The organism is Bacillus sp. RSS_NA_20, from assembly GCF_020165915.1.
GTDB classification, from domain to species: domain Bacteria; phylum Bacillota; class Bacilli; order Bacillales; family Bacillaceae; genus Bacillus; species Bacillus altitudinis.
The window spans coordinates 1,246,475-1,273,215 of record NZ_JAIUKW010000005.1 but is presented as its reverse complement, the minus strand read 5'-3'; the positions used below and the strand labels follow the sequence as shown (position 1 = coordinate 1,273,215).

Genomic DNA, 26,741 nt, shown 5'->3' with positions numbered 1-26,741 from the left:
TATCCTTTAGAGAGTACGGGACACGTCTAAGTGTTTCGTGAAAAAAGGTGGTACCGCGAAAAAGCTTTTTCGTCCTTTTATAAGGATGAGAAGGCTTTTTTTTATGTTTCATCAGCCGAAAAAATGTGGAGGTAACACAAATGGAAACAAATAATCAAGAAATGCCAACAAAGTACGATCCAAATGCGATTGAAAAAGACCGCTATACGTACTGGCTTGAAGGGAAATTCTTCGAAGCACAAAATGACAAAACGAAAGATCCATATACAGTCGTCATTCCTCCACCAAACGTGACAGGAAAATTACACTTAGGGCATGCTTGGGATTCAACCCTTCAAGACATCGTGACTCGTATGAAACGGATGCAGGGCTATGATGTTTTATGGCTGCCAGGAATGGACCATGCGGGTATTGCAACACAAGCAAAGGTAGAGGCAAAGCTTCGCGAAGAAGGCGTGAGCCGCTATGATCTCGGACGTGAAAAATTTGTAGAAGAAACGTGGAAGTGGAAAGAAGAGTATGCCGATTTTATTCGCAGCCAGTGGGCGAAAATGGGTCTAGGTCTAGACTATTCGCGTGAGCGTTTTACATTAGATGAAGGCTTGAATAAAGCAGTCCGCCAAGTGTTTGTTCAATTGTATGAAAAAGGATTGATCTATCGCGGAGAATACATCATTAACTGGGACCCAGCAACAAAAACGGCCCTTTCTGATATTGAAGTCATCTACAAGGATGTGCAAGGAGCGTTTTATCACTTGAGATATCCGCTTGCAGATGGATCCGGTTCGATTGAAATTGCGACAACAAGACCTGAAACGATGCTGGGAGATACGGCAGTCGCTGTACATCCTGAAGATGAACGCTATCAGCATTTGATTGGGAAAACAGTTGTTTTACCAATTACAGGCCGAGAGATTCCAATCGTCGGGGATGACTATGTCGATATGGAATTTGGATCAGGAGCTGTAAAAATTACGCCGGCTCATGACCCGAATGACTTCGAGCTTGGAAACCGTCATAACCTAGAGCGCATTCTTGTGATGAATGAAGATGGCACAATGAATGGAAACGCACTTCAATACAAAGGAATGGACCGCTTCGAATGTCGTAAACAGCTTGTGAAAGATCTTCAAGAAGAAGGCATTTTGTTCAAAATTGAGGACCACATGCATTCAGTTGGTCACAGTGAGCGCAGTGGCGCTGTAGTGGAGCCATATTTATCAACACAATGGTTTGTGAAAATGCAGCCGCTCGCAGATGAAGCCATCAATCTGCAAAAAGGTGATGAGCAAGTTCAATTTGTTCCAGACCGATTTGAAAAGACGTATTTACACTGGATGGAAAATATCCGTGACTGGTGTATTTCTCGTCAGCTATGGTGGGGACACCGCATTCCAGCTTGGTACCATAAAGAAACGAAAGAGGTATACGTTGGACTAGAAGCGCCAGAAGATATAGAGAACTGGGAACAGGATAACGATGTGCTTGATACATGGTTTAGTTCAGCGCTTTGGCCTTTCTCTACAATGGGCTGGCCGGATGCAGATAGTGAAGACTTCAAGCGCTACTATCCAACAAACCTGCTTGTTACAGGCTATGACATCATTTTCTTCTGGGTCTCTCGCATGATCTTCCAAGGTCTTGAATTCACAGGAGAAAAACCGTTTAAAGACGTCCTCATTCACGGTCTTATTCGCGATGAACAAGGGCGTAAAATGAGTAAGTCACTTGGCAACGGAATTGATCCAATGGAGGTCATCGACAAATACGGTGCGGATTCACTGAGATATTTCTTAGCGACTGGAAGCTCTCCAGGTCAAGATTTACGTTTTAGCTTTGAAAAGGTTGAATCCACTTGGAACTTTGCGAACAAAATTTGGAACGCATCCCGTTTTGCTCTCATGAATATGGATGGTTTAACGTACGATGAGCTTGATTTAACAGGAGAAAAATCAGTTGCTGATCAATGGATTTTAACACGCTTAAATGAAACGATTGAAAGTGTCACACAGCTTGCTGACAAGTATGAATTCGGTGAAGTGGGCAGACATTTATACAACTTCATTTGGGATGATTTCTGTGATTGGTATATTGAGATGGCGAAGCTTCCGCTTTATGGAGAAGATGAAGCAGCGAAGAAAACGACTCGTTCGATCCTTGCGTATGTATTAGATCAAACGATGAGACTTCTTCATCCATTTATGCCGTTCTTAACAGAAGAAATTTGGCAGCATCTGCCTCATGAAGGTGAGTCCATTACTGTAGCGGCATGGCCTGAAGTGAAGCCGGAGCTTTCAAATGAACAGGCTTCTGCTGACATGAAGCTGCTTGTTGAACTGATTCGTTCTGTTCGTAACATTCGCAGTGAAGTCAACACACCAATGAGCAAACAAGTGGAGCTATATATCAAAGCATCCACATCTGATGTACAGGAACGTTTAGAGAAGAACCGTTCATATATTGAACGCTTTACGAATCCAAGTGTGCTTGAAATTGGCACGGATGTTCCTGCTAGTGATAAAGCGATGACAGCAGTTATTTCTGGAGCAGAACTCATTCTGCCGCTTGAAGGCTTAATCAACTTAGACGAAGAAATTGCCCGTCTGCAAAAAGAGCTTGATAAACTGACAAAAGAAGTGGAACGAGTTCAGAAAAAGCTTGGCAATGAAGGCTTTATGAAAAAAGCGCCTGAAAGTGTCGTAGAAGAAGAGCGTGCGAAAGAACGTGATTATGTCGCAAAACGCGAAGCTGTTCAAAAGCGTATTGAAGAGCTGAAAGCATAAGAGTGAAAAGACGGCTCCTAATGAATTGGAGTCGTCTTTTTTGAAAATTTCGTATGAAATGAGAGATGACATTGTTTACAACCTATCATGAAGCCATTGAATGGATTCATAGCAGACTCGCTTTCGGTGTCAAACCGGGACTTGAACGAATGAAATGGCTGATGGACAGACTAGACCATCCTGAACAAAAAATAAGAGCGGTGCATGTAGCTGGAACAAATGGAAAAGGATCAACGATTGCATTTACGCGATCCATTTTACAGTCAGCGGGCTATTCAGTTGGAACCTTCACCTCGCCATTTATTTTAACGTTCAATGAACGAATTAGTGTTAATGGGGAGCCGATTTTGGACGAAGAATGGCTGAGTTTGGCGAACGAAATCAAGCCTTTAGTTGATGAATTAGATGATACAGAGCTTGGTGCAGCAACAGAGTTTGAGATCATTACAGCATGTGCGTTTGCTTATTTTGCCCATGTGCACCAAGTAGACTTTGTCCTCTTGGAAACAGGGCTTGGCGGAAGACTTGATTCTACAAATGTGGCAGCGCCCATCTTAACAGCAATTACGTCGATTGGTCACGATCATATGGCCATTTTAGGCGACACACTTGATCAGATTGCAGCAGAAAAAGCGGGCATTATTAAAGCTGGGATTCCGATGATCACGGCCGTTCATCAAGCGGAAGCTCTTACTGTGATTCAACACAAAGCAGAAGAAAAAAATGCGCCGTTTATCTCGTTACATGATACTTGTACCTTTAAGGACCAGCAGCCGACTGAAACAGGTGAACGCTTCACATTCACTACCCCAAAAAGGGAGTACTCGCAGCTAGAGACAGGGTTAATCGGAACGCATCAAAGGCAGAACGCCTCCCTTGCCGTTCTACTGATCGAAAGGCTGGAGCAAGAAGGATATATCCATGTGCTAAATGAGCAAGTGTATGAAGGAATTCGGCAAGCGGTGTGGGCTGGAAGATTTGAAAAGATCCAAGATCAGCCTCTTGTTTATTTAGATGGTGCTCATAACGAAGAAGGAATGGACCGTTTAATCGAAACTGTACAAGCTCATTTTTCCAGTAAACAGGTTCATGTTTGTTTTAGTGCGTTAAAAGATAAACCTTACAAACAAATGATCGAAAAGCTTGAAAGGATTAGTTCATCGATTCATTTTGTTTCCTTTGACTTTCCAAGAGCTGAATCAGCGGAAAAGCTTTATGCTTGCAGTCATTTAGAAGCAAAATCGTTTGATGAAGACCCTCTTGCAGTGCTTGAGTTCATTCAGAAAAAAAGCGCTGATCCTGCAGCAATGATTCTGGTGACAGGTTCGCTTTATTTTATCTCAGATGTACGAAGTCGTATTTTATAGTAAGGAAAAGACGCAAATTGCTTCTATGCAGTGTGCGTCTTTTTTCTTTTGATATGTAGGAGAGGGGGAAATTCACTTTTTCGCAAGGTGATCAAGGGTGAATCGCTATGGTACAATCCGGTCTATTCTATTTCCGGAAGGAGTCACCTAATTTGATCGATTTTTTTATGTTTTTCACAGGCATGGTCATGGGGTCATTTCTTCACCTAGTTGGTGAGAGGCTTCCAATGAAGCGGTCTATTCTTTTTCCTCGTTCACACTGCGGAGCTTGTAAAGAGCCGCTTTCTTTTCACGACATGCTCCCGCTTGTTTCTTATGTTGTATTGAAAGGGTCATGTAAGCATTGTGGAACCCGGCTCTCTTTGCTTTATCCACTGGTTGAGCTGTTGACAGGCGGCCTTTTTTTACTCGTTTATAGACATGCTGGTTTCTCTTTTGAGGGCTTTTTTCTTGTGAGTCTATGTAGTTTATTCGTGATTGCTGTCGTGAGCGATCTTTTTTATATGAGAGTACCAAACGAGCTCTTTCTCTTCTTTTTTCCTCTTTTCGTCATATACCGCACGCAAGAACCGCTTTTTATTTGGTGGGAAGGAGCGGCATCCCTTCTTATTTGTCTTCTTTTGTTTTATAGTTTAGAACATTTCAAGCCAAATAGTATGGGGGGAGCGGATGTCAAACTATTTGGTGTGCTTTCATTTTGCTTCGGATTTAAGCCGTTTCTGATCATTCTTTTTCTTTCGTCTGTCACGGGAATGGTTTACGCAAAGGTGTTTTCTTACAAGGCAAATGAACCCTTTCCTTTTGTTCCTGCCATCGCTTGTTCTTTCTGGTTTTATCTTTTTTGTGGTGATTTGTTAAGCCCAATTGGTTATTTTTTTGGATGAGAAAATTGGCGAACACTTTTTGAACCTGCCGACAAAAGTCTTGTTCTTTTTTTTATTGGCTATGTTAAAGTGTGAAACAGAAAGAAGGACGGGTTACATTCGCGCTATTTCATTGGACAGAAAGGTCTTTCTTACAAACAATGTCAGAAAGCGGGGAATGACAGTGAAAAAAAGGCAGGCAAAAAAACAAGGGTTAAAGGTCAATATTAATGGCAAGGAAGAAATGCTGCATGGAGAAGAGCATCAACCTCAAAAACAGCAAGAGGATCAAGTGACGTTTTCGAACTGGGAGGAAAAGAGGCAGTCGGAACAGGAGACAGCCGCTTCCGAGGAGGAACCGTCCAAACCGAAAGAAGAAGATTTTCAATGGGACGATGCAGCTGATCACATTTACCATTCGGATCCAAAGGTCGTCACACCTTATCAAAAGAAAAAAGGTTCTTTTGACCAGAAGTTCAGTAAAAACCGCGGTCCCTTCAAACGAGTGATGACAACGATTGTGTTTGCAGTCGTTCTAGGGACAGGCCTCGGTGTATTTGCACTAAGTTTAAGTAAAGATGGGTCTGCCAATCCATCAGGAGGCGATCATATCAGCGTCTCAGCATCTGGAAGCGGGCCTTCGGCGAAAGCTGGGGGAGATGCACCACCGGCTGATCTTGCAGATACGTCAAAGGACAATGAAGGTGAAAAAAGTGCATCAGGTCATTTTTCAACCTTTGTGGTGCAGGCTGGAAAGTTTTCTTCTGAAAAAGGAGCAGATGACTTAGTTGACAGTTTAAAAGAGGCAGGATATGCAGGTAAAAAGGTATCAATGGATGATGGATATTATGTGATTGCCGGACTTGCCACAGAACAAGGCATGACAAGTGCCGTTGGGAAAAAATTGATCGATCAGCACTTTGAAGCATGGGGAGGAAAAGAGCTCTCGTTTCAAGTGCCGGATGAGCTGACAGGTTTAATAGAGAAGGCATCTGTCTTATCCTCTAAGATGATTGCAGGAGATGATGTGGATCAAAAAGAAGTCACTCAGCTGATTTCTGAACTCGAAAATGCCAAAACAACCGACGCACCAGCTAAAAGCAGTTTGCTGAAAGCTGTTCAGCTTTTAAATGACCCATCTGCTGAAAATGGCTGGAAATCTCAGCAAGCGCTATTAGATCAACTAAATACGTAAAATCATGTTTTTAACAGCCAAACTAGTCAAAAAATGACTAGTTTTTTTCTTTTGCTTCCAACATAATGATGTAGGAACATGAAAATGGCATTTTCGTCAATTGTCGGTAAGATATTCATTTGATAGGATGAATGGGTATCTTACTTCTTAGGCTAAACCCTGAAAGGATGAACAAACATGAACCAGTTAATACTCGCATCTCAATCACCTAGAAGAAAAGAATTGCTTGATTTAGCAGGGTTTTCTTATGACATTCAAGCAAGTGATTTAAAAGAAGAAATAAATCGAAACCTTTCTCCTGCTGAGAACGTCCAATGGTTGGCAGAACAAAAAGCAAATGATATTCAAAAAATACATCCCAAAGCTGTGATCATTGGTGCAGATACAATTGTTGCAATTGATGGCAAATGTCTTGGAAAGCCAAAAGACAAGGAAGATGCAGCCTCAATGCTTCAATTATTGTCAGGTAAGACACATCAAGTCTTGACTGGTGTCACGATTCAATCAGAGAATAGAAAAGAAACATTTTATGAACAGACAGACGTGACATTTTGGCCGCTTACACAAGATGAAATAGACCGCTATATTGAAACCGGTGAGCCTCTTGATAAAGCTGGAAGCTACGGCATTCAAGGAAAAGGTGCCCTGTTTGTACAAAAAATAGACGGTGATTATTTTTCCGTTGTAGGACTCCCTATTGCTAAAACAGTCAGAGTGCTTGAAACATTTGGTATCACCCCTTTTTGATGACGGGAAGGAATCAAAAAAGGAGTGTAGATCTTGAATCATTTCCCTATGCTGCTGAAGCATTTTCCTCATGATGAAAAGCCGCGCGAACGATTTGTCAAATATGGCCCAAGCAGCTTATCAAACCATGAACTTGTCGCGATTCTTTTGAGAACAGGCACAAAAAAGGAATCAGTTCTTCAAGTGTCCGCAAGACTTTTACAAACATTTGGTGGTCTTCGTTCTGTGAAGGAAGCTTCGATTGAAGAATTGTCAAAGATTCGAGGAGTTGGAAAAGCGAAGGCGATCTCTCTTTTAGCTGCTTTAGAACTCGGCACTAGATTACACCATCAAACGACGGACAATCGTTATGTGATCCGCACGCCGGAGGATGGTGCGAATTTTGTGATGGAAGATATGAGATTTTTGACGCAGGAGAATTTCGTTTGTCTTTATCTCAATACCAAAAATCAAGTTCTTCATAAACATACTGTGTTTATCGGAAGTCTAAATTCGTCGATTGTTCACCCGCGCGAAATTTTTAAAGAGGCCTTTAAACGTTCGGCCGCTTCATTTATATGTGTGCACAACCATCCATCTGGAGATCCGACGCCCAGCAGGGAAGATATTGAAGTCACACAGCGACTTTTTGAATGTGGGAAGCTGATTGGAATACAGCTGCTTGATCATCTAGTGATCGGTGATCAAAAATTTGTGAGTTTGAAGGAAAAAGGGTATTTGTAACACTTTTTTTTTCAATGTTTTACGATATAATAGAGTTTATGAGTTTTTCCCTAAAGGGAATTTTGGTTTAAGAAAGGAAGATACATACATATGTTTGGAATTGGTACAAAAGACCTTGGAATAGATCTTGGAACAGCGAATACGCTTGTTTTTATTAAAGGAAAAGGCATTGTTGTGAGAGAACCTTCGGTCGTAGCTTTGGAAACTGATACGAAGTCTATAGTGGCGGTTGGAAATGACGCTAGAAACATGATCGGTCGTACACCTGGTAATGTTGTGGCACTGCGCCCAATGAAAGACGGAGTCATTGCAGACTACGAGACGACAGCAACAATGATGAAATATTACATTAATCAAGCATTAAAAGGTAAAGGGCTTTTTGCTCGTAAACCGTACGTGATGGTGTGTGTACCATCTGGTATTACAGCAGTCGAAGAGCGTGCAGTCATTGATGCAACAAGACAAGCTGGTGCTCGTGACGCATACCCTATTGAAGAGCCATTTGCTGCGGCAATCGGTGCTAACCTTCCTGTATGGGAGCCAACTGGAAGCATGGTTGTAGATATTGGCGGCGGTACAACAGAAGTAGCCATTATTTCACTTGGCGGTATTGTGACATCTCAATCGATCCGTGTTGCAGGAGACGAGATGGATGATGCGATTAGCAGCTACATTCGTAAAACGTATAATCTTATGATTGGTGATCGTACGTCAGAAGCGATTAAAATGGAAATCGGTTCTGCGCAGCCTGACGTACATGATGAGATGGACATTCGCGGCCGTGACCTTTTAACAGGTCTGCCAAAAACGATCTCTATTACAGCAGAAGAAATTGCAAAAGCGCTTCGCGATACGGTGGAAACAATTGTCGATGCGGTCAAAATGACACTTGAAAAAACGCCACCTGAGCTAGCAGCAGATATTATGGACCGTGGAATTGTGTTAACAGGCGGCGGTGCATTGCTACGTAATCTTGACAAAGTCATTAGTGATGAAACAAAAATGCCGGTCATTATTGCTGAAGATCCGCTTGACTGTGTGGCGATCGGAACAGGGAAAGCACTAGAACATATTCACTTGTTCAAAGGAAAATCTAAAGATAATCGATAATTGGGCGTAAATAAAGAGGTGTAAGACATGCCGCAGTTTTTTATGAATAAAAGATTAATGTTGCTCCTTGTCTGTGTCATCGTACTGGTGGCCATGATTGGTTTTTCTGTGAAAAGCGGCAGAGGTGCTTCATGGCCGGAAAAATTAGTGGGGGATACGACAGGCTTTTTTCAAGGTGTCTTTCATAAACCATCACAATTTATTGCCGGTATTTATGGGAACGTACAAGATTTAAAGAACACATATGATGAAAACGAGCGTCTTCGAAAAAAACTTGATGGACAAACCCAATATGAGGCGAAACTTCAAGAACTAGAAGATGAGAACAAAAAGCTTCGCAAGCAGCTCGGATATGTGAACTCTATTCGTGACTACACGCCCATACTTTCAACAGTCATTGCGAGAAACCCGTCCCTTTGGGATAGTTTTGTCATGATTGATAAAGGGAAAAAACAAGGCGTTGAAAAAGATATGGCGGTCACCAATGAGAGTGGTGCGTTAATTGGGAAAATTGAAAGTGATAAGCTCAACAATTTTACGTCGACTGTAAGGTTGCTAAGCTCTACAGATCAAAATAATAGAATTTCAACGAAAATTTTTGCGAAAAAGGGCAAAGAAGAACTCAATGGAATTATTAACGGTTATGACAGCAAGAAAAAAATGCTGACAATGAACATTTTAAAATCCGATGCTGATGGGGATGTCAAAAAAGGAGATCTTGTTGAAACATCTGGAGCAGGGGGCGTATTCCCGCAGGGCTTGACGATTGGGAAGGTAAGCGAAATTGAGCCGGACCATTACGGACTGACAAAAATTATTTATGTAGAACCAGCTGCTGAACTCAATAATTTAGACCGTGTGATTGTTGTGAATCGCAGCACAAGTACGGCAGATGCATCTCAATTAACGAAGGAGGAAGGCTCGTGAAACGTGTCCTTCTTGCTTTCGTCATGTTGTTTATTTTCGTATTTGACAGTATTTTTGTCGATTTAGTGAAGCTCCCATTTGTTTCAGATAATCAAATTTTAGCACCTCATTTCATCTTACTCGCACTTGTATTTATGACAGCTTTTGTGAATCAAAAATATGGTGTGATTTATGGATTTGTCTTTGGACTTTTATATGATATTTCGTATACAGGTATTCTTGGTGTTCATATGTTTGGCTTTGGTGCGCTCTGCTATTTGTTAGCAAAAGCCTTCAAAGTCCTCCAAACGAATATGTTAGTCGTTGTCTTTCTATCGATGATTGCTGTTGCAGTGATGGAGTTTTATGTGTACGGCGTTCAAGCGACGATTCAACCAGGTATTATGCCTTTTAATACGTATGTCATCGAACGCTTTATTCCAACGATTCTTTTAAATACTGCTGCGTCTCTCATACTTGTTGTGCCGCTTAGGCTCTTTTTCATCAATGTGAAACAAGGACTGATCGACGAATAAAAGCAGGAGTTTGTCCAATTACGGCGAAATGAGTATGTTGTTGAGGTGAGCATCTTGAAAACTCAAAAACAGCAGTATGTGACAATAAAAGGTACAAAAAACGGATTAACATTACAGTTAAATGATGACTGTTCGTTTGAAGACCTTCTTTCTGGCTTGCGAGAGGTTCTTTTACTTGAGCAATATACAGACGGAAGAGAAGGACATAAAGTCAATGTGCATATTAAACTTGGTTTTCGATATTTAACAGAGGATCAAGAGGCGCGTTTAACTGAAGCGGTGTCTGAAAATGAACATCTCGTCATTCACTCTATTGAAAGTGACGTCATGTCAACTGAAGAGGCCAGACGTTTAAAAGCAGAGGCTGAGATTACTTCTGTAGCAAAAATTGTACGCTCTGGACAGGTGCTTTATGTCGAAGGGGATCTTTTATTAATAGGAGATGTCAACCCTGGTGGAACTATTCGTGCTGGGGGGAATATTTTTGTGCTCGGTGCATTAAAAGGTGTAGCGCATGCTGGATGTAATGGAAACAAACAAGCTGTGATTGCGGCATCTCATATGATTCCAACCCAGCTTCGCATCGCACAAGTGTTTAACCGTGCACCGGATCAAAAAGAAGATGGAAATGAAATGGAATGTGCTTATTTAGATATAGATGGCAATATGATCATTGAACGCCTGCAGCAATTGGCTCATATAAGACCTAATCTGACAAGGCTTGAGGGAGGAATGTGAAATTGGGCGAGGCTATTGTGATTACCTCAGGAAAAGGCGGCGTTGGCAAAACAACAACATCTGCAAACTTAGGCACAGCACTAGCAATTCAAGGGAAAAAAGTGTGTCTAGTTGATACCGACATCGGCCTTCGGAATTTAGATGTCGTGATGGGGCTTGAAAACCGCATTATTTATGATCTAGTCGATGTAGTAGAAGGAAGATGCAAGATTCACCAAGCGCTTGTGAAGGATAAGCGGTTCGAGGATCTTTTGTATCTTTTACCTGCTGCTCAAACAAGCGATAAAACGGCGGTAGAGCCGGAGCAGATCAAAGAATTAATTCAATCATTGAAACAAGACTTTGATTATGTTGTCATTGATTGCCCTGCTGGAATTGAGCAAGGCTTTAAAAATGCTGTATCAGGTGCTGACAAAGCGATTGTGGTCACGACACCTGAAATCTCAGCTGTGAGAGATGCAGACCGAATTATCGGCTTGCTGGAACAAGAGGATATTGAACCGCCTCGTTTGATTGTGAACCGCATTCGTACACACATGGCGAAAAATGGCGATTCGATGGATGTGGATGAAGTTGTCCATCATTTATCAATTGATCTTCTCGGCATTGTAGCCGATGATGATGATGTCATTAAGGCTTCAAACAATGGTGAACCGATTGTCATGGATGCTAAAAATAAAGTTTCCATTGCGTATCGCAATATTGCTCGCCGCGTACTAGGTGAATCTGTTCCTCTTCAATCCTTTGAAGAAGAAAACAAAGGGATGTTTGCAAAGCTGAAAGCATTTTTCGGTGTAAGGGCATAATGATTCACGTGAGATGAGACCGATTCGATGAGAATCGGTCTTTTTGTTGCATATCATATGAGGTCGCCACATAAAATGTACAAACTGTTTGTATGTAAAGGGTGATCTTATGAAAAGAGTGGACGAGTATCGAAAGAAAATAGCGCAGCGCCGCAAAATGAAGCAGCCAGCTGCTGCCCCTAAGAAGGCAGCTTTCAAGAAGAGAGATGATGTTCCGCCATGGGTCATGTTAACAGAAGAAGAAAAGCATTCTGGCTCGGCTTCCTACGAGTCAACGTCTCACCAAACGAAAAAATTTCGCCATCCGTTATTTCATTCAAATACGTTTGTGCTTAAATGTTTACTTTCTGCCTCTCTTGTACTGATTGCCGCTATTTCATTTAAAGGGCAGGCGGGGCCTTTTCAGCAGCTGAAGCCGATGATCAGTCAAACCTTTGAACAAGATTTTCAATTTGCCGCCGCCAACAGGTGGTTTGAGAAAACTGTCGGAAACCCACTTGCCTTTTTAACCGATAGAAAAGAAGGGCAAAAGGACGTACAAGCCAATCAAGAACTGGCTGTCCCTGCCTCTGGAAAAGTACAGGAATCCTTCACGCAAAATGGTGCCGGAGTCAAAGTTGAAACATCTGCTGAAGCCATCGATAGTATGAAAGAAGGCTATGTCGTAGAAGTGAAAAAGAAAAGTGATACAGGGCTCACAGTCGTGGTGCAGCATGCAGATAACAGCTACAGCTGGTACGGCCAACTAAAAGAAGCTGATGTGGCTTTATACGATTTTGTCGATAAGGGGGAAAAAATTGGTCAAATTGCGCTTGATGAACAAGGGAAGGGGACATATTACTTCGCCATTAAGCAAAATGAACAGTTTATTGATCCCATTCAGGTGATGACCTTTGAATAGATGGCTGCTCATGCTGACAAAGGTCCATGTTCACCCGCTCCTTTGGATAGTCATGGCATTTGCCATGCTATCAGGTCAAATTAAGCCGCTGCTTTGTTTGCTCATCATCGTCTGTGTCCATGAGCTTGGACATGCAGCGGCTGCTTGTTATTATCACTGGCGGATTCGGCGGATTTTTTTACTGCCATTTGGCGGGGCGGTAGAAGTAGAAGAGCATGGCAACCGTCCGCTAAAAGAAGAACTGGCGGTCATTTTATGCGGACCGCTTCAGCATGTCCCGCTCCAGCTCGTCGCCTGGCTTCTCATGGAAGCCTCACTTATTTCATATGACGTCTTTACGATGTTTACTTTTTATAATATAGCGATTTTTCTAGTGAACCTTTTGCCCATTTGGCCGCTTGATGGCGGAAAATTATTCTTTTTGCTCTTATCTGTTTTTTACCCTTTCCAACAGGCACATGCCCTTGCAATAAAAGGCTCACTCATTTTTTTCGGTCTTTTGACAGCAGGGTTACTCTGTTTTGCTCCGCTGCAATTCAACGGCTGGATCCTGCTCACTTTTTTAGCCTACTCGCTTGTGATGGAGCACCGGCAGCGGCATTATATCAGGGTACGTTTTTTACTAGAACGTTATTACGGTAAAAAAGAGCAAAAGGTAGAGAAACTCATTCCGCTGAGAGCCAGTGCTGAGGAGAAAATATATGAAGTGATGGCGCGATTCCAAAGGGGCTGTAAGCATCCCATTATTATCGAACGGAATGGTGTGAAAATGAGCCAGCTCGATGAAAATGAATTGCTCCATGCTTATTTTTCAGATCGAAGAACCACCTCTTCCATGGAAGATCTTCTTTTGCCGTACTAATGGTGAAAATACATTGACATTCAGCGTCTAATTTGATATATTTTTTAATGTTATGGATATGTAGCACCCGTGCTACAACCGCGCGGAGCAGGTGTAAAGTGCCTATTGGCCCCCTGTATTCGGCGAGTCTGAGTTTATTAGGAGGTGCAGAGATGTACGCAATTATCGAAACTGGTGGCAAACAAGTAAAAGTTGAAGAAGGTCAAACTGTTTATGTTGAAAAACTAGCTGCTGAAGCAGGTGAAACAGTTACTTTCGAAAACGTATTGTTTGTCGGCGGAGACACTGTCAAAGTGGGTAACCCTTCAGTTGCTGGAGCAACAGTAACGGCTAAAGTTGAAAAACAAGGTCGCGGTAAAAAAATTACTGTGTTCAAGTACAAACCGAAGAAAAACAACCACAAGAAACAAGGTCATCGTCAACCTTACACTAAAGTTGTTATCGAAAAAATCAACGCTTAAGGCGTGTGAGTGATATGATCAAAGCAACCATTACTCGGTCGCCAGCAGATGAAAGCATTACGTCTTTTCAGATGACTGGACATGCCGAGTTTGCTGAAAAAGGTCAGGATCTCGTTTGTGCAGGTGTATCTGCTGTTGTTTTCGGGTCAGTCAATTCAATTATTGCACTGACAGGAATGGATCCACTGCTTGATATTGGAGATGAAGGCGGGTATTTCTCTTTTGAACTGCCAGCTGATACAGATCCAGTCACCTTTGAAAAAGCCCAGTTGCTTTTAGAAGGCATGGTCGTTTCCTTAGAAACAATTGAACGAGATTATCACGATTATGTGAGAATATCTACAAAAAAATAGGAGGTGAACTTCATGCTTAGATTAGATCTTCAATTTTTCGCATCTAAAAAAGGGGTAGGTTCTACAAAGAACGGACGTGACTCTGAGTCTAAACGTTTAGGCGCTAAACGTGCTGATGGTCAATTCGTAACTGGTGGTTCTATCCTTTATCGTCAACGTGGAACGAAAATCTATCCAGGTGAAAACGTTGGACGCGGAGGCGACGACACTCTTTTCGCTAAAATCGACGGAACAGTTAAATTCGAACGTTTCGGTCGTGACCGTAAAAAAGTGAGCGTATATCCTGCGGCACAATAATTGCTAAAAACTCCGGTCATTGACTGGAGTTTTTTTCACTATTTAGGGAGCTTTTACGCTTTTACAAGTGGTACCGAAGATGATAAAAGAAAATGCACTCCATAGAATATCAAAGAATGTTTGCTGACTTTGCCTCATTTTCTCCTATACGATCAGAAAAAACAACCTTTCCTCACATAACTAGTGTTTTTCTAAGCTGTCTTCTCTGTTATAATTCAGGGAGACATATTGATGATAAGACTCCTAAAAGAGAGACCAAACGATTGGGAGTGCGATAATGGAAGAGATACCAAGTAAACAAAACGAAAAATTAACTCACGTTGCATTAACGAATGAATTGATCCATCTGCTTAGTCGTTCAAGACACGACTGGATGAATAAATTGCAGTTAATCAAAGGCAACTTGACATTAGAAAAATATGACCGAGTGTTCGAAATAATAGAAGAAATGGTCATTGAAGCACAGCATGAATCCAAACTCTCAAATTTAAAAATTCCCCAATTGGCCTATTACTTTCTAACCTTTAATTGGGAGTCGCATTTTATCACCCTAGAATATGAAGTGCTTGGTGAAACCCGAGACTTATCAGCATATGAATCGCAGCTGCTAACGGTATCACGGGAGTTGTTTTCGATATTCGATCAATCAGTTTGCCAAAAAACTGAAAATCATTTAACGGTCACTTTCCAAACGGATCATGAAGAGAATGATGTGATCTTATATTTTGATTTCAAAGGAAAATTAACAAGTTTGGATGCGTTAAATGCGTTTCATGACGCAAACTATCCATGTATGAGTATAACGCAATTTCATGTGACGAATCATGAGTCCATGATTGAGCTTTGTTTGAGGCAAGAACGAGATATGTGATGCAGAGAAACGGAGGAAGTTATGTTTGTAGATCAGGTTAAAGTGTATGTTAAAGGCGGTGACGGCGGAAACGGTATGGTGGCGTTCCGTCGTGAAAAATATGTGCCAAAAGGCGGGCCAGCTGGCGGCGACGGCGGAAATGGTGCAGATGTAGTATTTGAAGTAGACGAAGGACTTAGAACGTTAATGGACTTTCGTTATAAGCGTCATTTCAAGGCGGACCGCGGTGAGCATGGAATGAGTAAAAACCAGCATGGCCGAAATGCGGAAGAAATGATTGTTAAAGTTCCGCCGGGTACAGTGGTGACAGATGCTGAGACGGAACAAGTACTAGCTGACTTGACAGAGCATGGACAGCGGGCTGTGATTGCCAAAGGTGGACGTGGTGGACGTGGAAATTCACGCTTCGCAACACCAGCAAACCCTGCACCACAGCTGTCTGAAAACGGCGAGCCAGGTAAAGAACGTGACGTCATCTTAGAATTAAAAGTACTTGCAGATGTTGGACTTGTTGGTTTCCCAAGTGTCGGGAAGTCAACACTGCTTTCGATTGTCTCTTCTGCGAAACCAAAAATTGCGGATTATCATTTTACAACGCTTGTGCCAAACCTTGGAGTTGTTGAAACAGACGATAACCGAAGTTTTGTCATGGCGGATCTGCCAGGACTGATCGAAGGAGCGCACGAAGGTGTTGGCTTAGGTCATCAATTTTTACGCCACATTGAACGTACACGTGTCATTGTCCATGTCATTGATATGTCTGGACTTGAAGGGCGTGACCCATACGAAGATTACGTGACGATTAACGAAGAGCTTGAGCAATACAATATGAGATTGACAGAGCGTCCGCAAATCATTGTAGCGAACAAAATGGACATGCCGGATGCAGCTGACAATCTAGCGGCATTTAAAGAAAAATTAACAGATGACTATAAAGTGTTCCCAATTAGTGCGATCACAAGAGAAGGGCTTCGTGAGCTCTTATTTGAAATCGCCAATCAGCTTGAAACAACACCGGAATTCCCGCTCTACAATGAAGAAGAGCTCTCTGATAACCGTGTGATGTACAAGTTTGATGAAGGAGAAGCAGCATTTGAGATCTCAAGAGATCCTGATGGTACGTTTGTCTTAACTGGTAAAGCACTTGAGCGACTGTTTAAGATGACAGATTTCTCAAGGGACGAGTCAGTGAAACGATTCTCTAGACAGCTGCGCGGAATGGGCGTTGATGATGCCCTGCGTGAACGTGGTGCAAAAGATGGAGACATCATTCGTCTGCTTGAATTTGAATTTGAATTTATCGATTGATCAAAAGGAGGGTCCAGTTCATGGGCTCTCCCGTTTTTAAAAGGGGAGAAAACAGGTGAAAGAAGAAACGTTCTATTTAGTAAGAGAGGATGTACTTCCGGATGCGATGCGAAAAACGCTTGAAGTCAAAAAGCTTCTCGATCGCAAAAAAGCGGATTCAGTTGCCGATGCTGTTCAAAAAGCGGATTTAAGCCGCAGTGCTTTTTATAAATATCGAGATGCTGTTTTTCCATTTTATACGATGGTCAAAGAGCAGATCATCACATTGTTTTTCCACCTAGAGGATCGGTCTGGGGCTCTGTCTAGGCTGCTGCAAATTGTGGCTGACTCTGGCTGTAATGTGTTATCCATTCACCAAACGATTCCGTTGCAAGGAAGAGCGAATGTTACCCTGTCGATCAGTACGGCCGGCATGGCAGATGATATCAATACAGTCATGAATCAATTAAGAAAACTTGAATTTGTCGAAAAAGTTGAAATTCTAGGTTCTGGGGCGTAAAAGGAGAGATCATAGCAGATGAAGCAATTAACGGTAGGTTACTTTGGACCAGAGGCCACATTTACTCATTTGGCTGTCTGTTCTTGTTTTCCAAAAGATGCAGAGCAGCGGGCTTATGCAACCATTCCGCAATGTATGGATGCTGTGTCAAAGGGAGAAGTAGATTTGGCGGTCGTTCCACTTGAAAATGCACTCGAAGGATCTGTGAACTTAACAATTGATTATTTAATTCATGAGGACGCTTTGTCCATTGTGGGCGAAATGACAGCACCGATTCGCCAGCACCTGCTTGTCCATCCATCGAGAGCGGAGAGCTGGGAGACATTAGATGTGATTCAGTCACATCCGCACGCCATTGCGCAGTGTCATCAATTTTTGAAGAGGCAGTTCCCTGATATTCCGCATCGGCCAGTGGAATCAACAGGCTATGCAGCAAAATACATCAGTGAGCATCCAGATGAAGCTGTTGGTGCGATTGCAAATGAAATCGCCGCAAAAACGTATGGATTGACGATTGCGAAAAAAGACATTCATGATTATCCGCACAATCATACACGTTTTGTCATTTTACATAAAGAGGCGAAGGCATCGTTCCCAATGAATTCTGGTTTTTCTTCAAAGCCAAAAACGACCATTGTTGTCAGCCTGCCAAAGGATGATCAGTCAGGTGCATTGCACCGCGTGTTATCAGCTTTTTCATGGCGGAATCTCAATTTGTCCAAAATTGAATCGCGTCCGACAAAAACAGGCCTTGGACACTATTTATTTATCATTGATATCGAAAAAGAGATGGATGATGTACTTGTCCCTGGCGCCATTCAAGAATTAGAAGCGATTGGCTGTGAAGTGAAACTACTCGGCAGCTATCAAACATATGAATTAACGAATGAAAAATAGTGTCCTCTTGGGGACACTATTTTTTTAGTCTTTAATGAGAAATCCAGCGTCATCAAGCGCTTGAATGGCTTGGTCAAGCTGCTTTTGGCTGTATGAAGTAAGGGTATGTAAGTGTACGCCGTCTGTCAGCTCTGATAAGTAGGAGGCGCCCGTATTAGAAATATGATGAACGAAGTCCGCCACTTGTTTGCGCGTACTCACTCGAATAGAGGCCGTCAGCTCCCCGTAAACAGGGTGCTCAATGATCACGTCTTTCACCGTTACACCGTAGTCTACAATCAGTGTCAGCTCCTCTTCTGTACGATGAGGATCGTGCTTGCAAGCGATAATCTGTTCAATTTCAGTTTCCGGTGTATGCTGCGCCATATACACATAGCCTTGGCTTGTGGCAATAATGGGTTCGTTTTTTGCTTTTAGTAATGAAATATCTTGTACAATGACTTGTCGTGAGACAGCGGCTTTTTTAGCTAAAAAACTTCCGGTGAGTGGTGTATCAGTCTCTTGTAGCCACTTTAAAATGGCGTTTCTTCTTTCTTCGCCAATGAGTTTTCTCTCTTGTTCCACGTTTTATGCTCCTTTCTTCTCCTTTTGCAAGCTCTCAAATGTATGCAAAAGCTGATCGATGTCATCCTTTGATGATCCTCGTCCAAATGATAGTCGAATGAATTGAAGGGCATCACGATCTGATACATGTAATGCCTTCACAGCAGGGGAAGGGTGGTGATAACCAGAAGCGCACGCACTTCCTGTGGATATACAAATCCCATGCCGGTTACAAGCTAACATTACATATTGTCCTTCAAACCCTTCAAAAAAACAACCAATAATATGAGGCAGCGTGCGGCGCTGGTCACTTTCTTGCAGCATGCGGACAGACAGCTTCCGTTTTTTTAGCTGCTGAAGAAAATAATTACGAAGCTGAATATCCAGCTGCTGCTGATGCTCTATTTTCAGCATGATTTGCTCGCTCGCGGCAACAAAAGCACCGATACATGGAACGTTCACTGTCCCTGGGCGTAGACCATTTTCCTGTACAGTATCTTGATATATAGGCTTCCAAGGGACATGTGCCCCCATATAGACAGCACCGGCGCCCTTAGGTGCATACACTTTATGACTCGAAATGGAGAGGGCATCAACCCCAAGTTCTTTAATCGACACATGCATTTTTCCGAATGTTTGCACTGCATCTGTATGAAAAAGAATGTCTCTTTCTTTTAAGAGCGTTGCTAATTCAGCTAATGGCTGAATAATCCCAGTTTCTGAGTTGGCATGCTGGATGGATACTAGTCCGGTTTCAGGCAATAGAGCCTGTTTGAGAATCTCCTTTGTGATAATTCCTTCTTGATTCGGTTCTATGACCGTCACCTTCACACCGAGACGCTGCAAGGCATTAACCGCATGATGAACGGAAGGGTGCTCTACTGATGTGGTAATGACATGCTGTTTATGTGGAGGTAGCCCATTTATGATCGATTGAATCGCAAGGATATTGGATTCAGTTCCGCCACTTGTAAAGTAAATACCATCAGGTTCGCCCCCAAGAATCGCTGCAAGTGATTGTCTGCTGTAAGCCAAGATTTCATTTGCTCTTCCTCCTGCATCATGCAGGCTGCTCGCATTTCCGTAACATTCTTTGCTCAACTGCTGAAATACATGCAGTGATTCCTCAGAAACAGGTGTAGAAGCTGCATAATCTAAATAAATCAAATCCATCCATCTCCTGTGTGAAAATTTTTTCTTGTATTTATTGTAGTGTTGTGTAATGATATGTGTCAAGACAGGTGTAAATGACAGGAGGGGCGGTTGTGTCATCTATCAAAAAAGTCATTGTGGTGGGGTCTGGCATTGCGGCTCTTTCCTTTGTGAATACGATCTCAGAGAACTGCCAAGTCATCATGATGACAAAAAAACAATTTTCCTCTAGTAATTCCATGCTCGCACAAGGGGGAATCGCTGCAGCCTTTTCCGCACATGATTCTGTCGATCAGCATGTGCAAGATACCTTAGCTGCTGGGTGTGGTCACAATGATGACAAAACTGTACAGGAGATCGTCCGTCAAGGAAAAGATCTTGTAAAGAAGCTCGTAGAAGAGGGCTGCCCATTTGATCGAGATGAAACGGGAATCCCGCAGTTAGGTAAAGAGGGAGCCCATACGACCCATCGTATTCTGCATGCAGGAGGAGATCAAACGGGAAAAACCCTCGTGCAGTTTTTGAAAGGGAAGCTCGGCTCACACATTCATGTATACGAAAATCATCATGTCATGGATCTATTAGTTCATGAAGGGGTATGTACCGGTGTCGTGTGGAAAGACGAAAAAGGTCATGTACATACAATGACCGCAGATGCAGTTGTATTATCCACTGGCGGCTGTGGATCCTTATATGAAACAAACACAAATGATCCGTCTGTGACAGGAGATGGTCTGATGATGGCCTATCGCGCAGGGGCACAGCTAGTAGATCTCGAATTTGTGCAATTCCATCCGACCCTTTTGACCACTTCAGGTAAAGCGATCGGTCTCGTATCAGAGGCAGTCAGGGGAGAGGGCGCCTATTTAGAAGATGAATCAGGCAGGCGGATCATGGAAGGAATTCACCCGCAGAGCGATTTAGCGCCTAGAGATGTGGTGGCAAGGACCATTTTCCATGAGCAGCAACTCGGTCATTCCATTTATCTGAACATCCGTGATATTCCGTATTTTTCTGCACGTTTTCCTGCGATTGCTTCGATGTGTCAGCGTGCGGGAGTTGATATGGCAAGCGGAAGGCTGCCAGTTTCACCCGGTATGCACTTTTTAATGGGTGGAATTAAGGTGAATGAACATGGAGAAACAACAGTTCCATCACTTTTTGCCATTGGTGAAGCAGCTTGTACAGGTTTACACGGCGCCAATCGACTGGCAAGTAATTCGCTCTTAGAAGGTCTCGTTTTAGGAAACAACGCAGCACGGTATATTGAGCGGTTGCAAGCCCGGCAAGATAAAAACCTTGCTCCTTCCATTCAAGAAGTATGGTCTGTCCCAACGGTGTCACTGGCTCAGCTCAGAAAATGGATGACAGCATATGCCGCAATTGTGAGAGATGAGAAAGGCTTACAGACTTTGCTCGATCATTTAGAACAAGTCTCTTTTCAGCAAATCAATGTGAAGAATATCACAAATGAACAGATCGAAATAACTAATCAATGGGCTTTATCCATATGCCTTGTCAAATCCGCATTACTCCGAACAGAAAGCAGGGGCGGTCATTATCGCACAGATTATCCTAATCGGCATGATGCTTCGTGGCGAGCAAAACAGATTGTACATGAACAGGGCCATATTTACATCGTAAAAAATGAAAGGATTGGTGCCAAATGGAACGTTTACAGTTAAAGCAAATGCTCACTCATTTTTTAAAAGAAGATATTGGGTTTGGAGATGTATCCGCTGATGCCATCTTTGGAGACAAGAAAGGAACAGCTTACATCATGGCGAAACAATCAGGCGTATTGGCCGGGACACAAGTCATTGATATGGGATACAAACTGCTGAATGAACAAGTTCAAACTGAGCTGTTTTTCCAGGAAGGTGATTGGATTCATGAAGGGGCTGTACTGGCACAAATAACAGGCCCCGTCAACGATTTGCTGAAAGGGGAGCGGGTGGTGTTGAATATCCTACAAAGAATGACAGGGATTGCTACACTAACGCATGAAGCAGTAGAGCGATTAGCTGATCCATCTATTACGATTTGTGATACGAGAAAGACGACACCCGGTTTGCGCATGCTGGAGAAGTATGCAGTAAAAGTCGGAGGCGGAAAGAATCATCGTTTCGGCTTATCCGATGGGGTGATGATTAAAGATAATCATATTGCGGCTTGTGGTTCTATCAGGGAAGCTGTGGAAAAAGCAAGAGCATACGCCGGTCATATGGTGAAAATTGAAGTGGAAATTGAATCAGAAGCACAGCTGATGGAAGCCATTGAAGCCAAAGCAGATGTCATCATGTTTGACAACTGCTCTCCAGACGAAGTGAAGCGCTTTAAACAAATGACCCCTGAAACCATATTGACTGAGGCATCAGGCGGCATCACGTTAGAGAATGTGGCTAACTACCGGGGGACAGGTGTAGACCTTATTTCACTTGGATTCCTCACACATTCTGCTCCATCATTCGATTTTAGTATGAATATGGAATTCAGCCATAAAGGGGGAACGACTCATGTCCATGCTTGATGTGTTAGCAGCGCAACATACAGCCATGATGCCAGATGAATATAAACTGCGCTCTTATGATGAAATGAAAGAGAGAGTATTAGAGATTAAACGCGCCTTTGGATCAAAGCTTTTTATACCGGGTCATCATTATCAAAAAGATGAAGTCATCCAATTTGCTGATGTGACAGGTGATTCATTGCAGCTTGCACAAATTGCTGCTGACAATCACGAAGCAGAATACATTGTATTTTGCGGGGTTCATTTTATGGCAGAAACGGCCGATATGCTATCAAAAAAGAATCAGCACGTCTTTTTGCCAGATATGAGAGCAGGTTGTTCAATGGCAGATATGGCGAATATGAAACAAACAGACAGGGCGTGGGATCAGCTCACTGAGCTGTTTGGAGATACGATCCTTCCACTGACTTATGTAAACTCAACGGCTGATATTAAAGCATTTGTCGGCAAACATGGCGGATCGACTGTCACATCTTCAAACGCTAAAAAAGTATTGGAGTGGGCGCTGACCCAAAAAGAGCGAATTCTTTTTCTTCCTGATCAGCATTTAGGGCGTAACACGGCCTATGATTTAGGGATTCCGCTAGAGGAAATGGCTGTCTGGGATCAAATAGAAGAAAAGCTCATCACCGATCAACCGCTTCATCGAATTAAAATGATTTTATGGAAAGGTCATTGCTCTGTTCATGAGAAATTTACCATTGAGAATATTGAACAAACGAGAAAACGAGACCGTGACATACAGATTCTTGTTCATCCAGAGTGTACGCATGAAGTCGTAAAGGCATCTGATCTAGCTGGTTCAACGAAATTTATTATTGATACGATCAAGCAGGCACCAGCAGGAAGCAAGTGGGCCATTGGAACAGAAATGAATTTAGTGAAACGCATCATTGACCAGCACCCTGACAAACAAATCGAATCCCTCAATCCAGATATGTGTCCATGTTTGACAATGAACCGTATTGACCTGCCTCATCTACTATGGTCACTTGAAAGCATTGAAAAAGGGGAGCCAGTCGGTTTGATTCAAGTGAATGAAGAGACGACAAAAGAGGCATTGCTCGCTTTAAATAAGATGCTGACCATTAAATAATGAAGTGTCCCCTCCTATCAGAAAACAAGTTTTTATCATATCGGCTTGTAAATAGGCATAAATTTATGTTGAAACATATTGTACTTCTGACATAACCGCTACGTTCACGTTTTGCATAGGAGGGGAAAACGTTGAAAATTCATATTGTGCAAAAAGGAGACTCCCTTTGGAAAATTTCAAAGAAGTACGGAGTCGACTTTCAAGAATTGAAAAAATTAAATTCGCAGCTCAGTAATCCAGATTTGATCATGCCAGGAATGAAAATCAAAATTCCATCTAGTGGTGTTCCTGTAAAAACCGATCATCACAAAGCAAAAGAAATGCCAAAAGCAAAAGAACACCCGTATGTAAAAGAAAAGCCAAAGGATGTCGTGCAAGTTCAAGATACGAAGCCGAAGGAAAAACCGAATGAACCGGTACCTTATGTGCCACCAGTACCAAAGATTGAACAGCCAGTTTTTCCACAAGTTGATGTAAACTATTATCAGACGAATCTCTACCAGCCATTCACGCCTCCTCCCAAAAAAGAACATCATGAGAAAAAAGATCACGTTCATGAAAAGAAAGATCATGTTCATGAGAAAAAGGATCATAAAGATCACAAGGACCATTTTCATTATGAAAATAAGGATCATTTCAAAGATGAAGTGGCAAAGGGATATGATCCATTCATTCATATCCCACATCAAAAAGAGGAGGGAAAAGATATGGAACATAGTAATTACCCAAACCTTCCTAATTTCCCGCAAATGCCGAATGTTGGAGGGGCAGCAGTAGGAGGCATGGCTGAAAATAAAGAGCATCACCACCATCATCAAGAGTCATATGATCCTTATTATGGTTATGGTCATTACATGCCAGCAATGTATCCATATCCGCAGCAAATGGTACCCGCTTCTCCTATATTACCGGGATCAGGCCTTTGTTATCCGGTACAGCCGTATTATCACCATCACATGATGCCGTACCCTTACCCGGCGGCTCAGCCGTATTACCCTGCGTATCAAGCACCAGCTTATTACGGTGAAAATCACGAGCATCATGCAAACGATGGGCATCACTGGCACCACCATATGCATCCAAATGCAGGAGCGAATGCGAATGCCAATGCCAATGCCAATCAAGGCTTTTATCCAAACGCTCCAAATGAAGCATATGGCAAGGAAGACTGCGGATGCGATGATGGTATGAAGCATCATCAGCCATGGCCTGGACATTATCCAAACCCTGTTCCATATGGTCAAATGGGTGCTTATCCAGCTCAGCCTTATATGCAGCAGCCTTATCAAAACCCATCTGTCTTTGCAAGACCAGAAGAAGACGAAGAAGATTAATGACACAAGGGACGATCTCAATCGTTCCTTTTTTTGTTTATAACTGACAGCTTGTTTTTGTCCTCAACTGTACATGCTAAAACAGAGCCTGTTTTGCGCTCATGAGATTCAATTTGTACAGGGGGTTTTTCGTTTGAGACAAAAATGGCAAAAAACAATCGCCTTAGTGCTTCTACCTATTGGATTAACGGCATGTGGTACAAATAACAATGCGGGTGTAGATACACGTCATAATCAATCAGGCCAGCCAGTTGGATACCACTCCAATCAACAGGCAACAGACAACAACCAAGATCATCAAGGACCGGTTTCTGAGCTTATGGAGGGAATGAACGGAAGAAATACAACGAATGTTGATTATCGTTCACGCCCTACACAGGATCAAGTGAGAATGCCGCTTACTGGTGGAGATGGACGCTACAGTCATGGAGATATGAACTATCATAACCAAATGTCGTTCTCTGGCTACGATAAACAAGAGAACATCCAGCGTTCAAGAAAAATCGCCAACCGAGTGAACAAAATGAACCATGTGACAGACTCACAAGTCATGGTGACGGATGAAAATGTGTATATTGCTCTTAAAACAGATGGGCGCTTGACATCAGAGGGTGTATCACAAGTAGAAGAAGCAGCGACTCGTTATGCAGATGGAAGAGCTGTCCAAGTCATTAAAGACGAAGGCGCATTTACACGCTTCAGAGATATGAGAAAAACGCAATTTGAAACAGGTCAGACAGGCATGACCCGCTAGGCGGGAATAAAAAAGGCTAAAGTTCATGACGAACTTTAGCCTTTCTTTAAAAATAAACTTTGATCCCGATATAAAATTCATAAAAGAAATAACAGCCAAATCCAAGTAATAAAATACCGGCAATAATGGATGTCCACTTGATCATTGTTCGATTCATCACTTTTCTTGTTAGGGAAACAATCGTGAGAAGACCGATGTCATGAAGAAGAATCCCTGCCAAAATACCCGCAGCAGCCAATATAAATTCAGATGAATTTGTATTCGTATAAGCATCTGCCAGTACAGCACCAAACACAGATACCCAGAACACAAGGTTTCCAGGTGATACCGCGACGAGCAGCCCATTTCGGTATGTTTTAGCGAATGATTTATTCACTTTTTCTCCTGCTAAATGGATGTCTTGATCCGCATTTTTAATCGAATCGTAGGCAAGAATCATTAAAAAGATGGCACCGATCAGCCAGAGAGGAATTTGGATAAAGGGCAAAGATAAAAATTGAGCAAATCCAGCATATAAAGCCAAGATGAGCAATATATCGATGGTCATACCACCAGCGCCTACAGTTAATCCATGAAAGAATCCGTTTTTTAATCCCTGCTTTGTCATTTCAACCGTGATCGCTCCAACAGGTAGAGCAATTGAGAATCCAACGACGATAAATGTAAGAAATGTTTGCAATCGACTAGAACTTCCTTTGAATCATGTTTGTATAAAAATTCTCCGTTTAGATTAATTATACATATTAGGAGAAAAGGATCAATGATTATTTCTGATTTAATCGAAATGAGAGAGATAGATCGTGTATAGAAAGATGTATATCGTGAAGAGCGTGTATTCATTGTAGGGGAAAGGAACTATTTTCCTGAAACTTCTTTTTTTCATTTCTCAGCTATGCTACACTGTTGTGGAAATCAATATAAGTGACTAGGGGTGCCCGGAAATGCGGGCTGAGAGAGAAGACAAGCTTCTTAACCCTTTGGACCTGATCTGGCTCGTACCAGCGTGGGGAAGTTGAAGATGATACATGTGCCATATGAATGGCATACATGTTTTTTTCTGACGACGAAACCAGGTTCTTTACATAGAATCTGGTTTTTTGCTGGTGCTG

28 protein-coding genes, 1 riboswitch and 2 other annotated features (1 of these 31 cut by a window edge) are annotated in these 26,741 nt (G+C 42.4%); of the genes, 25 read left to right on the top strand and 3 right to left on the bottom strand.

The features are described from left to right. Positions 1-80: a binding site (T-box leader), on the top strand; it begins 150 nt to the left of the window's first position. 60 nt (positions 81-140) lie between these two features. The 20 genes from LCD32_RS12170 to pheA all read left to right on the top strand — a co-directional run bounded on the left by LCD32_RS12170 (position 141) and on the right by pheA (position 18,223). Then, positions 141-2,783: a valine--tRNA ligase gene (locus LCD32_RS12170; RefSeq protein WP_025207725.1), complete on the top strand. Its 2,643-nt coding sequence runs from the start codon at positions 141-143 to the stop codon at positions 2,781-2,783. A 65-nt stretch (positions 2,784-2,848) separates the two neighbouring features. Further along, positions 2,849-4,150 (top strand): bifunctional folylpolyglutamate synthase/dihydrofolate synthase, encoded by a 1,302-nt coding sequence (locus LCD32_RS12165; protein ID WP_060781243.1) that lies wholly within the window; start codon positions 2,849-2,851, stop codon positions 4,148-4,150. A 152-nt stretch (positions 4,151-4,302) separates the two neighbouring features. Continuing rightward, the gene (locus tag LCD32_RS12160) at positions 4,303-5,034 is read left to right on the top strand and encodes a prepilin peptidase (RefSeq protein WP_060781242.1); all 732 of its coding nucleotides are present in this window, start codon (positions 4,303-4,305) and stop codon (positions 5,032-5,034) included. Then, on the top strand, positions 5,015-6,208 hold the full coding sequence (locus LCD32_RS12155) for an SPOR domain-containing protein (protein WP_060781241.1): 1,194 nt from the start codon (positions 5,015-5,017) through the stop codon (positions 6,206-6,208). Before LCD32_RS12160 ends, LCD32_RS12155 begins: the two co-directional genes overlap by 20 nt. 177 nt (positions 6,209-6,385) lie before the next feature. Next, a complete protein-coding gene (locus LCD32_RS12150; protein WP_007501543.1) occupies positions 6,386-6,955 on the top strand; it encodes a Maf family protein in 570 nt (189 codons plus the stop codon). A gap of 48 nt (positions 6,956-7,003) precedes the next feature. Continuing rightward, positions 7,004-7,678 carry a RadC family protein gene (gene radC, locus LCD32_RS12145; protein ID WP_026050121.1) on the top strand — a complete coding sequence of 225 codons (675 nt, stop codon included), beginning with the start codon at positions 7,004-7,006 and terminating at the stop codon, positions 7,676-7,678. 90 nt (positions 7,679-7,768) lie between these two features. After that, complete coding sequence (locus LCD32_RS12140) at positions 7,769-8,788, top strand: rod shape-determining protein (protein WP_007501538.1); 1,020 nt, start codon at positions 7,769-7,771, stop codon at positions 8,786-8,788. Positions 8,789-8,815: 27 nt separating this feature from the next. Beyond that, on the top strand, positions 8,816-9,715 hold the full coding sequence (gene mreC, locus LCD32_RS12135; protein WP_007501536.1) for a rod shape-determining protein MreC: 900 nt from the start codon (positions 8,816-8,818) through the stop codon (positions 9,713-9,715). Further along, positions 9,712-10,230, top strand: a complete 519-nt coding sequence (gene mreD / locus LCD32_RS12130) for a rod shape-determining protein MreD (protein WP_025207721.1) — start codon at positions 9,712-9,714, stop codon at positions 10,228-10,230. Before mreC ends, mreD begins: the two co-directional genes overlap by 4 nt. A gap of 54 nt (positions 10,231-10,284) precedes the next feature. Next, on the top strand, positions 10,285-10,968 hold the full coding sequence (gene minC / locus LCD32_RS12125) for a septum site-determining protein MinC (RefSeq protein ID WP_007501533.1): 684 nt from the start codon (positions 10,285-10,287) through the stop codon (positions 10,966-10,968). A gap of 2 nt (positions 10,969-10,970) precedes the next feature. Then, the gene (gene minD, locus LCD32_RS12120; RefSeq protein WP_017358134.1) at positions 10,971-11,774 is read left to right on the top strand and encodes a septum site-determining protein MinD; all 804 of its coding nucleotides are present in this window, start codon (positions 10,971-10,973) and stop codon (positions 11,772-11,774) included. 109 nt (positions 11,775-11,883) lie between these two features. Beyond that, the gene (locus LCD32_RS12115) at positions 11,884-12,675 is read left to right on the top strand and encodes a M23 family metallopeptidase (RefSeq protein WP_035701746.1); all 792 of its coding nucleotides are present in this window, start codon (positions 11,884-11,886) and stop codon (positions 12,673-12,675) included. Next, on the top strand, positions 12,668-13,537 hold the full coding sequence (locus tag LCD32_RS12110; protein ID WP_025207720.1) for a M50 family metallopeptidase: 870 nt from the start codon (positions 12,668-12,670) through the stop codon (positions 13,535-13,537). Before LCD32_RS12115 ends, LCD32_RS12110 begins: the two co-directional genes overlap by 8 nt. Before the next feature lie 66 nt (positions 13,538-13,603). Continuing rightward, positions 13,604-13,677 (top strand) — a sequence feature (ribosomal protein L21 leader region). 12 nt (positions 13,678-13,689) lie between these two features. After that, entirely contained in the window at positions 13,690-13,998 is a 309-nt protein-coding gene (rplU, locus tag LCD32_RS12105; protein ID WP_003216781.1) for a 50S ribosomal protein L21, read from the top strand. A gap of 14 nt (positions 13,999-14,012) precedes the next feature. Beyond that, positions 14,013-14,351 carry a ribosomal-processing cysteine protease Prp gene (locus tag LCD32_RS12100; protein ID WP_007501524.1) on the top strand — a complete coding sequence of 113 codons (339 nt, stop codon included), beginning with the start codon at positions 14,013-14,015 and terminating at the stop codon, positions 14,349-14,351. Positions 14,352-14,363: 12 nt separating this feature from the next. Next, on the top strand, positions 14,364-14,648 hold the full coding sequence (gene rpmA / locus LCD32_RS12095) for a 50S ribosomal protein L27 (protein ID WP_003216586.1): 285 nt from the start codon (positions 14,364-14,366) through the stop codon (positions 14,646-14,648). Between the two features lie 277 nt (positions 14,649-14,925). Beyond that, a complete protein-coding gene (locus tag LCD32_RS12090) occupies positions 14,926-15,519 on the top strand; it encodes a sporulation initiation phosphotransferase B (protein WP_007501522.1) in 594 nt (197 codons plus the stop codon). 21 nt (positions 15,520-15,540) lie between these two features. Then, on the top strand, positions 15,541-16,827 hold the full coding sequence (obgE, locus tag LCD32_RS12085; RefSeq protein ID WP_007501521.1) for a GTPase ObgE: 1,287 nt from the start codon (positions 15,541-15,543) through the stop codon (positions 16,825-16,827). 55 nt (positions 16,828-16,882) lie between these two features. After that, the gene (locus tag LCD32_RS12080) at positions 16,883-17,326 is read left to right on the top strand and encodes an ACT domain-containing protein (protein ID WP_008342790.1); all 444 of its coding nucleotides are present in this window, start codon (positions 16,883-16,885) and stop codon (positions 17,324-17,326) included. An 18-nt stretch (positions 17,327-17,344) separates the two neighbouring features. Beyond that, positions 17,345-18,223, top strand: coding sequence for a prephenate dehydratase (gene pheA / locus LCD32_RS12075; protein ID WP_007501516.1), 879 nt, complete (start codon positions 17,345-17,347; stop codon positions 18,221-18,223). A gap of 24 nt (positions 18,224-18,247) precedes the next feature. Here the strand turns inward: pheA and LCD32_RS12070 are convergent, their stop codons facing one another. Beyond that, positions 18,248-18,787: a transcription repressor NadR gene (locus tag LCD32_RS12070; protein WP_017358132.1), complete on the bottom strand. Its 540-nt coding sequence runs from the start codon at positions 18,785-18,787 to the stop codon at positions 18,248-18,250. 3 nt (positions 18,788-18,790) lie between these two features. Beyond that, on the bottom strand, positions 18,791-19,939 hold the full coding sequence (locus LCD32_RS12065) for an IscS subfamily cysteine desulfurase (RefSeq protein WP_060781240.1): 1,149 nt from the start codon (positions 19,937-19,939) through the stop codon (positions 18,791-18,793). A 92-nt stretch (positions 19,940-20,031) separates the two neighbouring features. On the opposite strand from LCD32_RS12065, the gene nadB reads away from it, so the two are divergent. The 5 genes from nadB (at position 20,032) to LCD32_RS12040 (ending at position 25,632) form a co-directional block, all read left to right on the top strand. Then, entirely contained in the window at positions 20,032-21,603 is a 1,572-nt protein-coding gene (gene nadB, locus LCD32_RS12060) for an L-aspartate oxidase (protein ID WP_082181652.1), read from the top strand. Further along, the gene (gene nadC, locus LCD32_RS12055; protein ID WP_017358129.1) at positions 21,585-22,448 is read left to right on the top strand and encodes a carboxylating nicotinate-nucleotide diphosphorylase; all 864 of its coding nucleotides are present in this window, start codon (positions 21,585-21,587) and stop codon (positions 22,446-22,448) included. Before nadB ends, nadC begins: the two co-directional genes overlap by 19 nt. Then, entirely contained in the window at positions 22,435-23,544 is a 1,110-nt protein-coding gene (nadA, locus tag LCD32_RS12050) for a quinolinate synthase NadA (protein ID WP_035701737.1), read from the top strand. The genes nadC and nadA overlap by 14 nt, the downstream gene beginning before the upstream one ends. Before the next feature lie 131 nt (positions 23,545-23,675). After that, positions 23,676-24,878, top strand: coding sequence for a SafA/ExsA family spore coat assembly protein (safA, locus tag LCD32_RS19300; protein ID WP_318010837.1), 1,203 nt, complete (start codon positions 23,676-23,678; stop codon positions 24,876-24,878). 133 nt (positions 24,879-25,011) lie between these two features. Continuing rightward, entirely contained in the window at positions 25,012-25,632 is a 621-nt protein-coding gene (locus LCD32_RS12040) for a YhcN/YlaJ family sporulation lipoprotein (protein WP_017367717.1), read from the top strand. A gap of 46 nt (positions 25,633-25,678) precedes the next feature. Here LCD32_RS12040 and LCD32_RS12035 read toward each other — a convergent pair whose 3' ends face one another. Next, on the bottom strand, positions 25,679-26,311 hold the full coding sequence (locus LCD32_RS12035) for a LysE family transporter (protein WP_008342767.1): 633 nt from the start codon (positions 26,309-26,311) through the stop codon (positions 25,679-25,681). A gap of 238 nt (positions 26,312-26,549) precedes the next feature. Further along, positions 26,550-26,659, top strand: a riboswitch (TPP riboswitch). Positions 26,660-26,741: the final 82 nt, after the last annotated feature.

Coding starts and splice junctions, on each gene's coding strand:
- LCD32_RS12170 (WP_025207725.1), top strand. CDS start 141: ATGGAAACAAATAATCAAGAAATGCCAACAAAGTACGATCCAAATGCG.
- pheA (WP_007501516.1), top strand. CDS start 17,345: ATGAAGCAATTAACGGTAGGTTACTTTGGACCAGAGGCCACATTTACT.
- LCD32_RS12100 (WP_007501524.1), top strand. CDS start 14,013: ATGATCAAAGCAACCATTACTCGGTCGCCAGCAGATGAAAGCATTACG.
- rplU (WP_003216781.1), top strand. CDS start 13,690: ATGTACGCAATTATCGAAACTGGTGGCAAACAAGTAAAAGTTGAAGAA.
- LCD32_RS12065 (WP_060781240.1), bottom strand. CDS start 19,939: ATGGATTTGATTTATTTAGATTATGCAGCTTCTACACCTGTTTCTGAG.
- nadA (WP_035701737.1), top strand. CDS start 22,435: ATGTCCATGCTTGATGTGTTAGCAGCGCAACATACAGCCATGATGCCA.
- LCD32_RS12115 (WP_035701746.1), top strand. CDS start 11,884: ATGAAAAGAGTGGACGAGTATCGAAAGAAAATAGCGCAGCGCCGCAAA.
- LCD32_RS12090 (WP_007501522.1), top strand. CDS start 14,926: ATGGAAGAGATACCAAGTAAACAAAACGAAAAATTAACTCACGTTGCA.
- nadC (WP_017358129.1), top strand. CDS start 21,585: ATGGAACGTTTACAGTTAAAGCAAATGCTCACTCATTTTTTAAAAGAA.
- LCD32_RS12150 (WP_007501543.1), top strand. CDS start 6,386: ATGAACCAGTTAATACTCGCATCTCAATCACCTAGAAGAAAAGAATTG.
- rpmA (WP_003216586.1), top strand. CDS start 14,364: ATGCTTAGATTAGATCTTCAATTTTTCGCATCTAAAAAAGGGGTAGGT.
- obgE (WP_007501521.1), top strand. CDS start 15,541: ATGTTTGTAGATCAGGTTAAAGTGTATGTTAAAGGCGGTGACGGCGGA.
- radC (WP_026050121.1), top strand. CDS start 7,004: ATGCTGCTGAAGCATTTTCCTCATGATGAAAAGCCGCGCGAACGATTT.
- LCD32_RS12165 (WP_060781243.1), top strand. CDS start 2,849: ATGACATTGTTTACAACCTATCATGAAGCCATTGAATGGATTCATAGC.
- mreC (WP_007501536.1), top strand. CDS start 8,816: ATGCCGCAGTTTTTTATGAATAAAAGATTAATGTTGCTCCTTGTCTGT.
- LCD32_RS12140 (WP_007501538.1), top strand. CDS start 7,769: ATGTTTGGAATTGGTACAAAAGACCTTGGAATAGATCTTGGAACAGCG.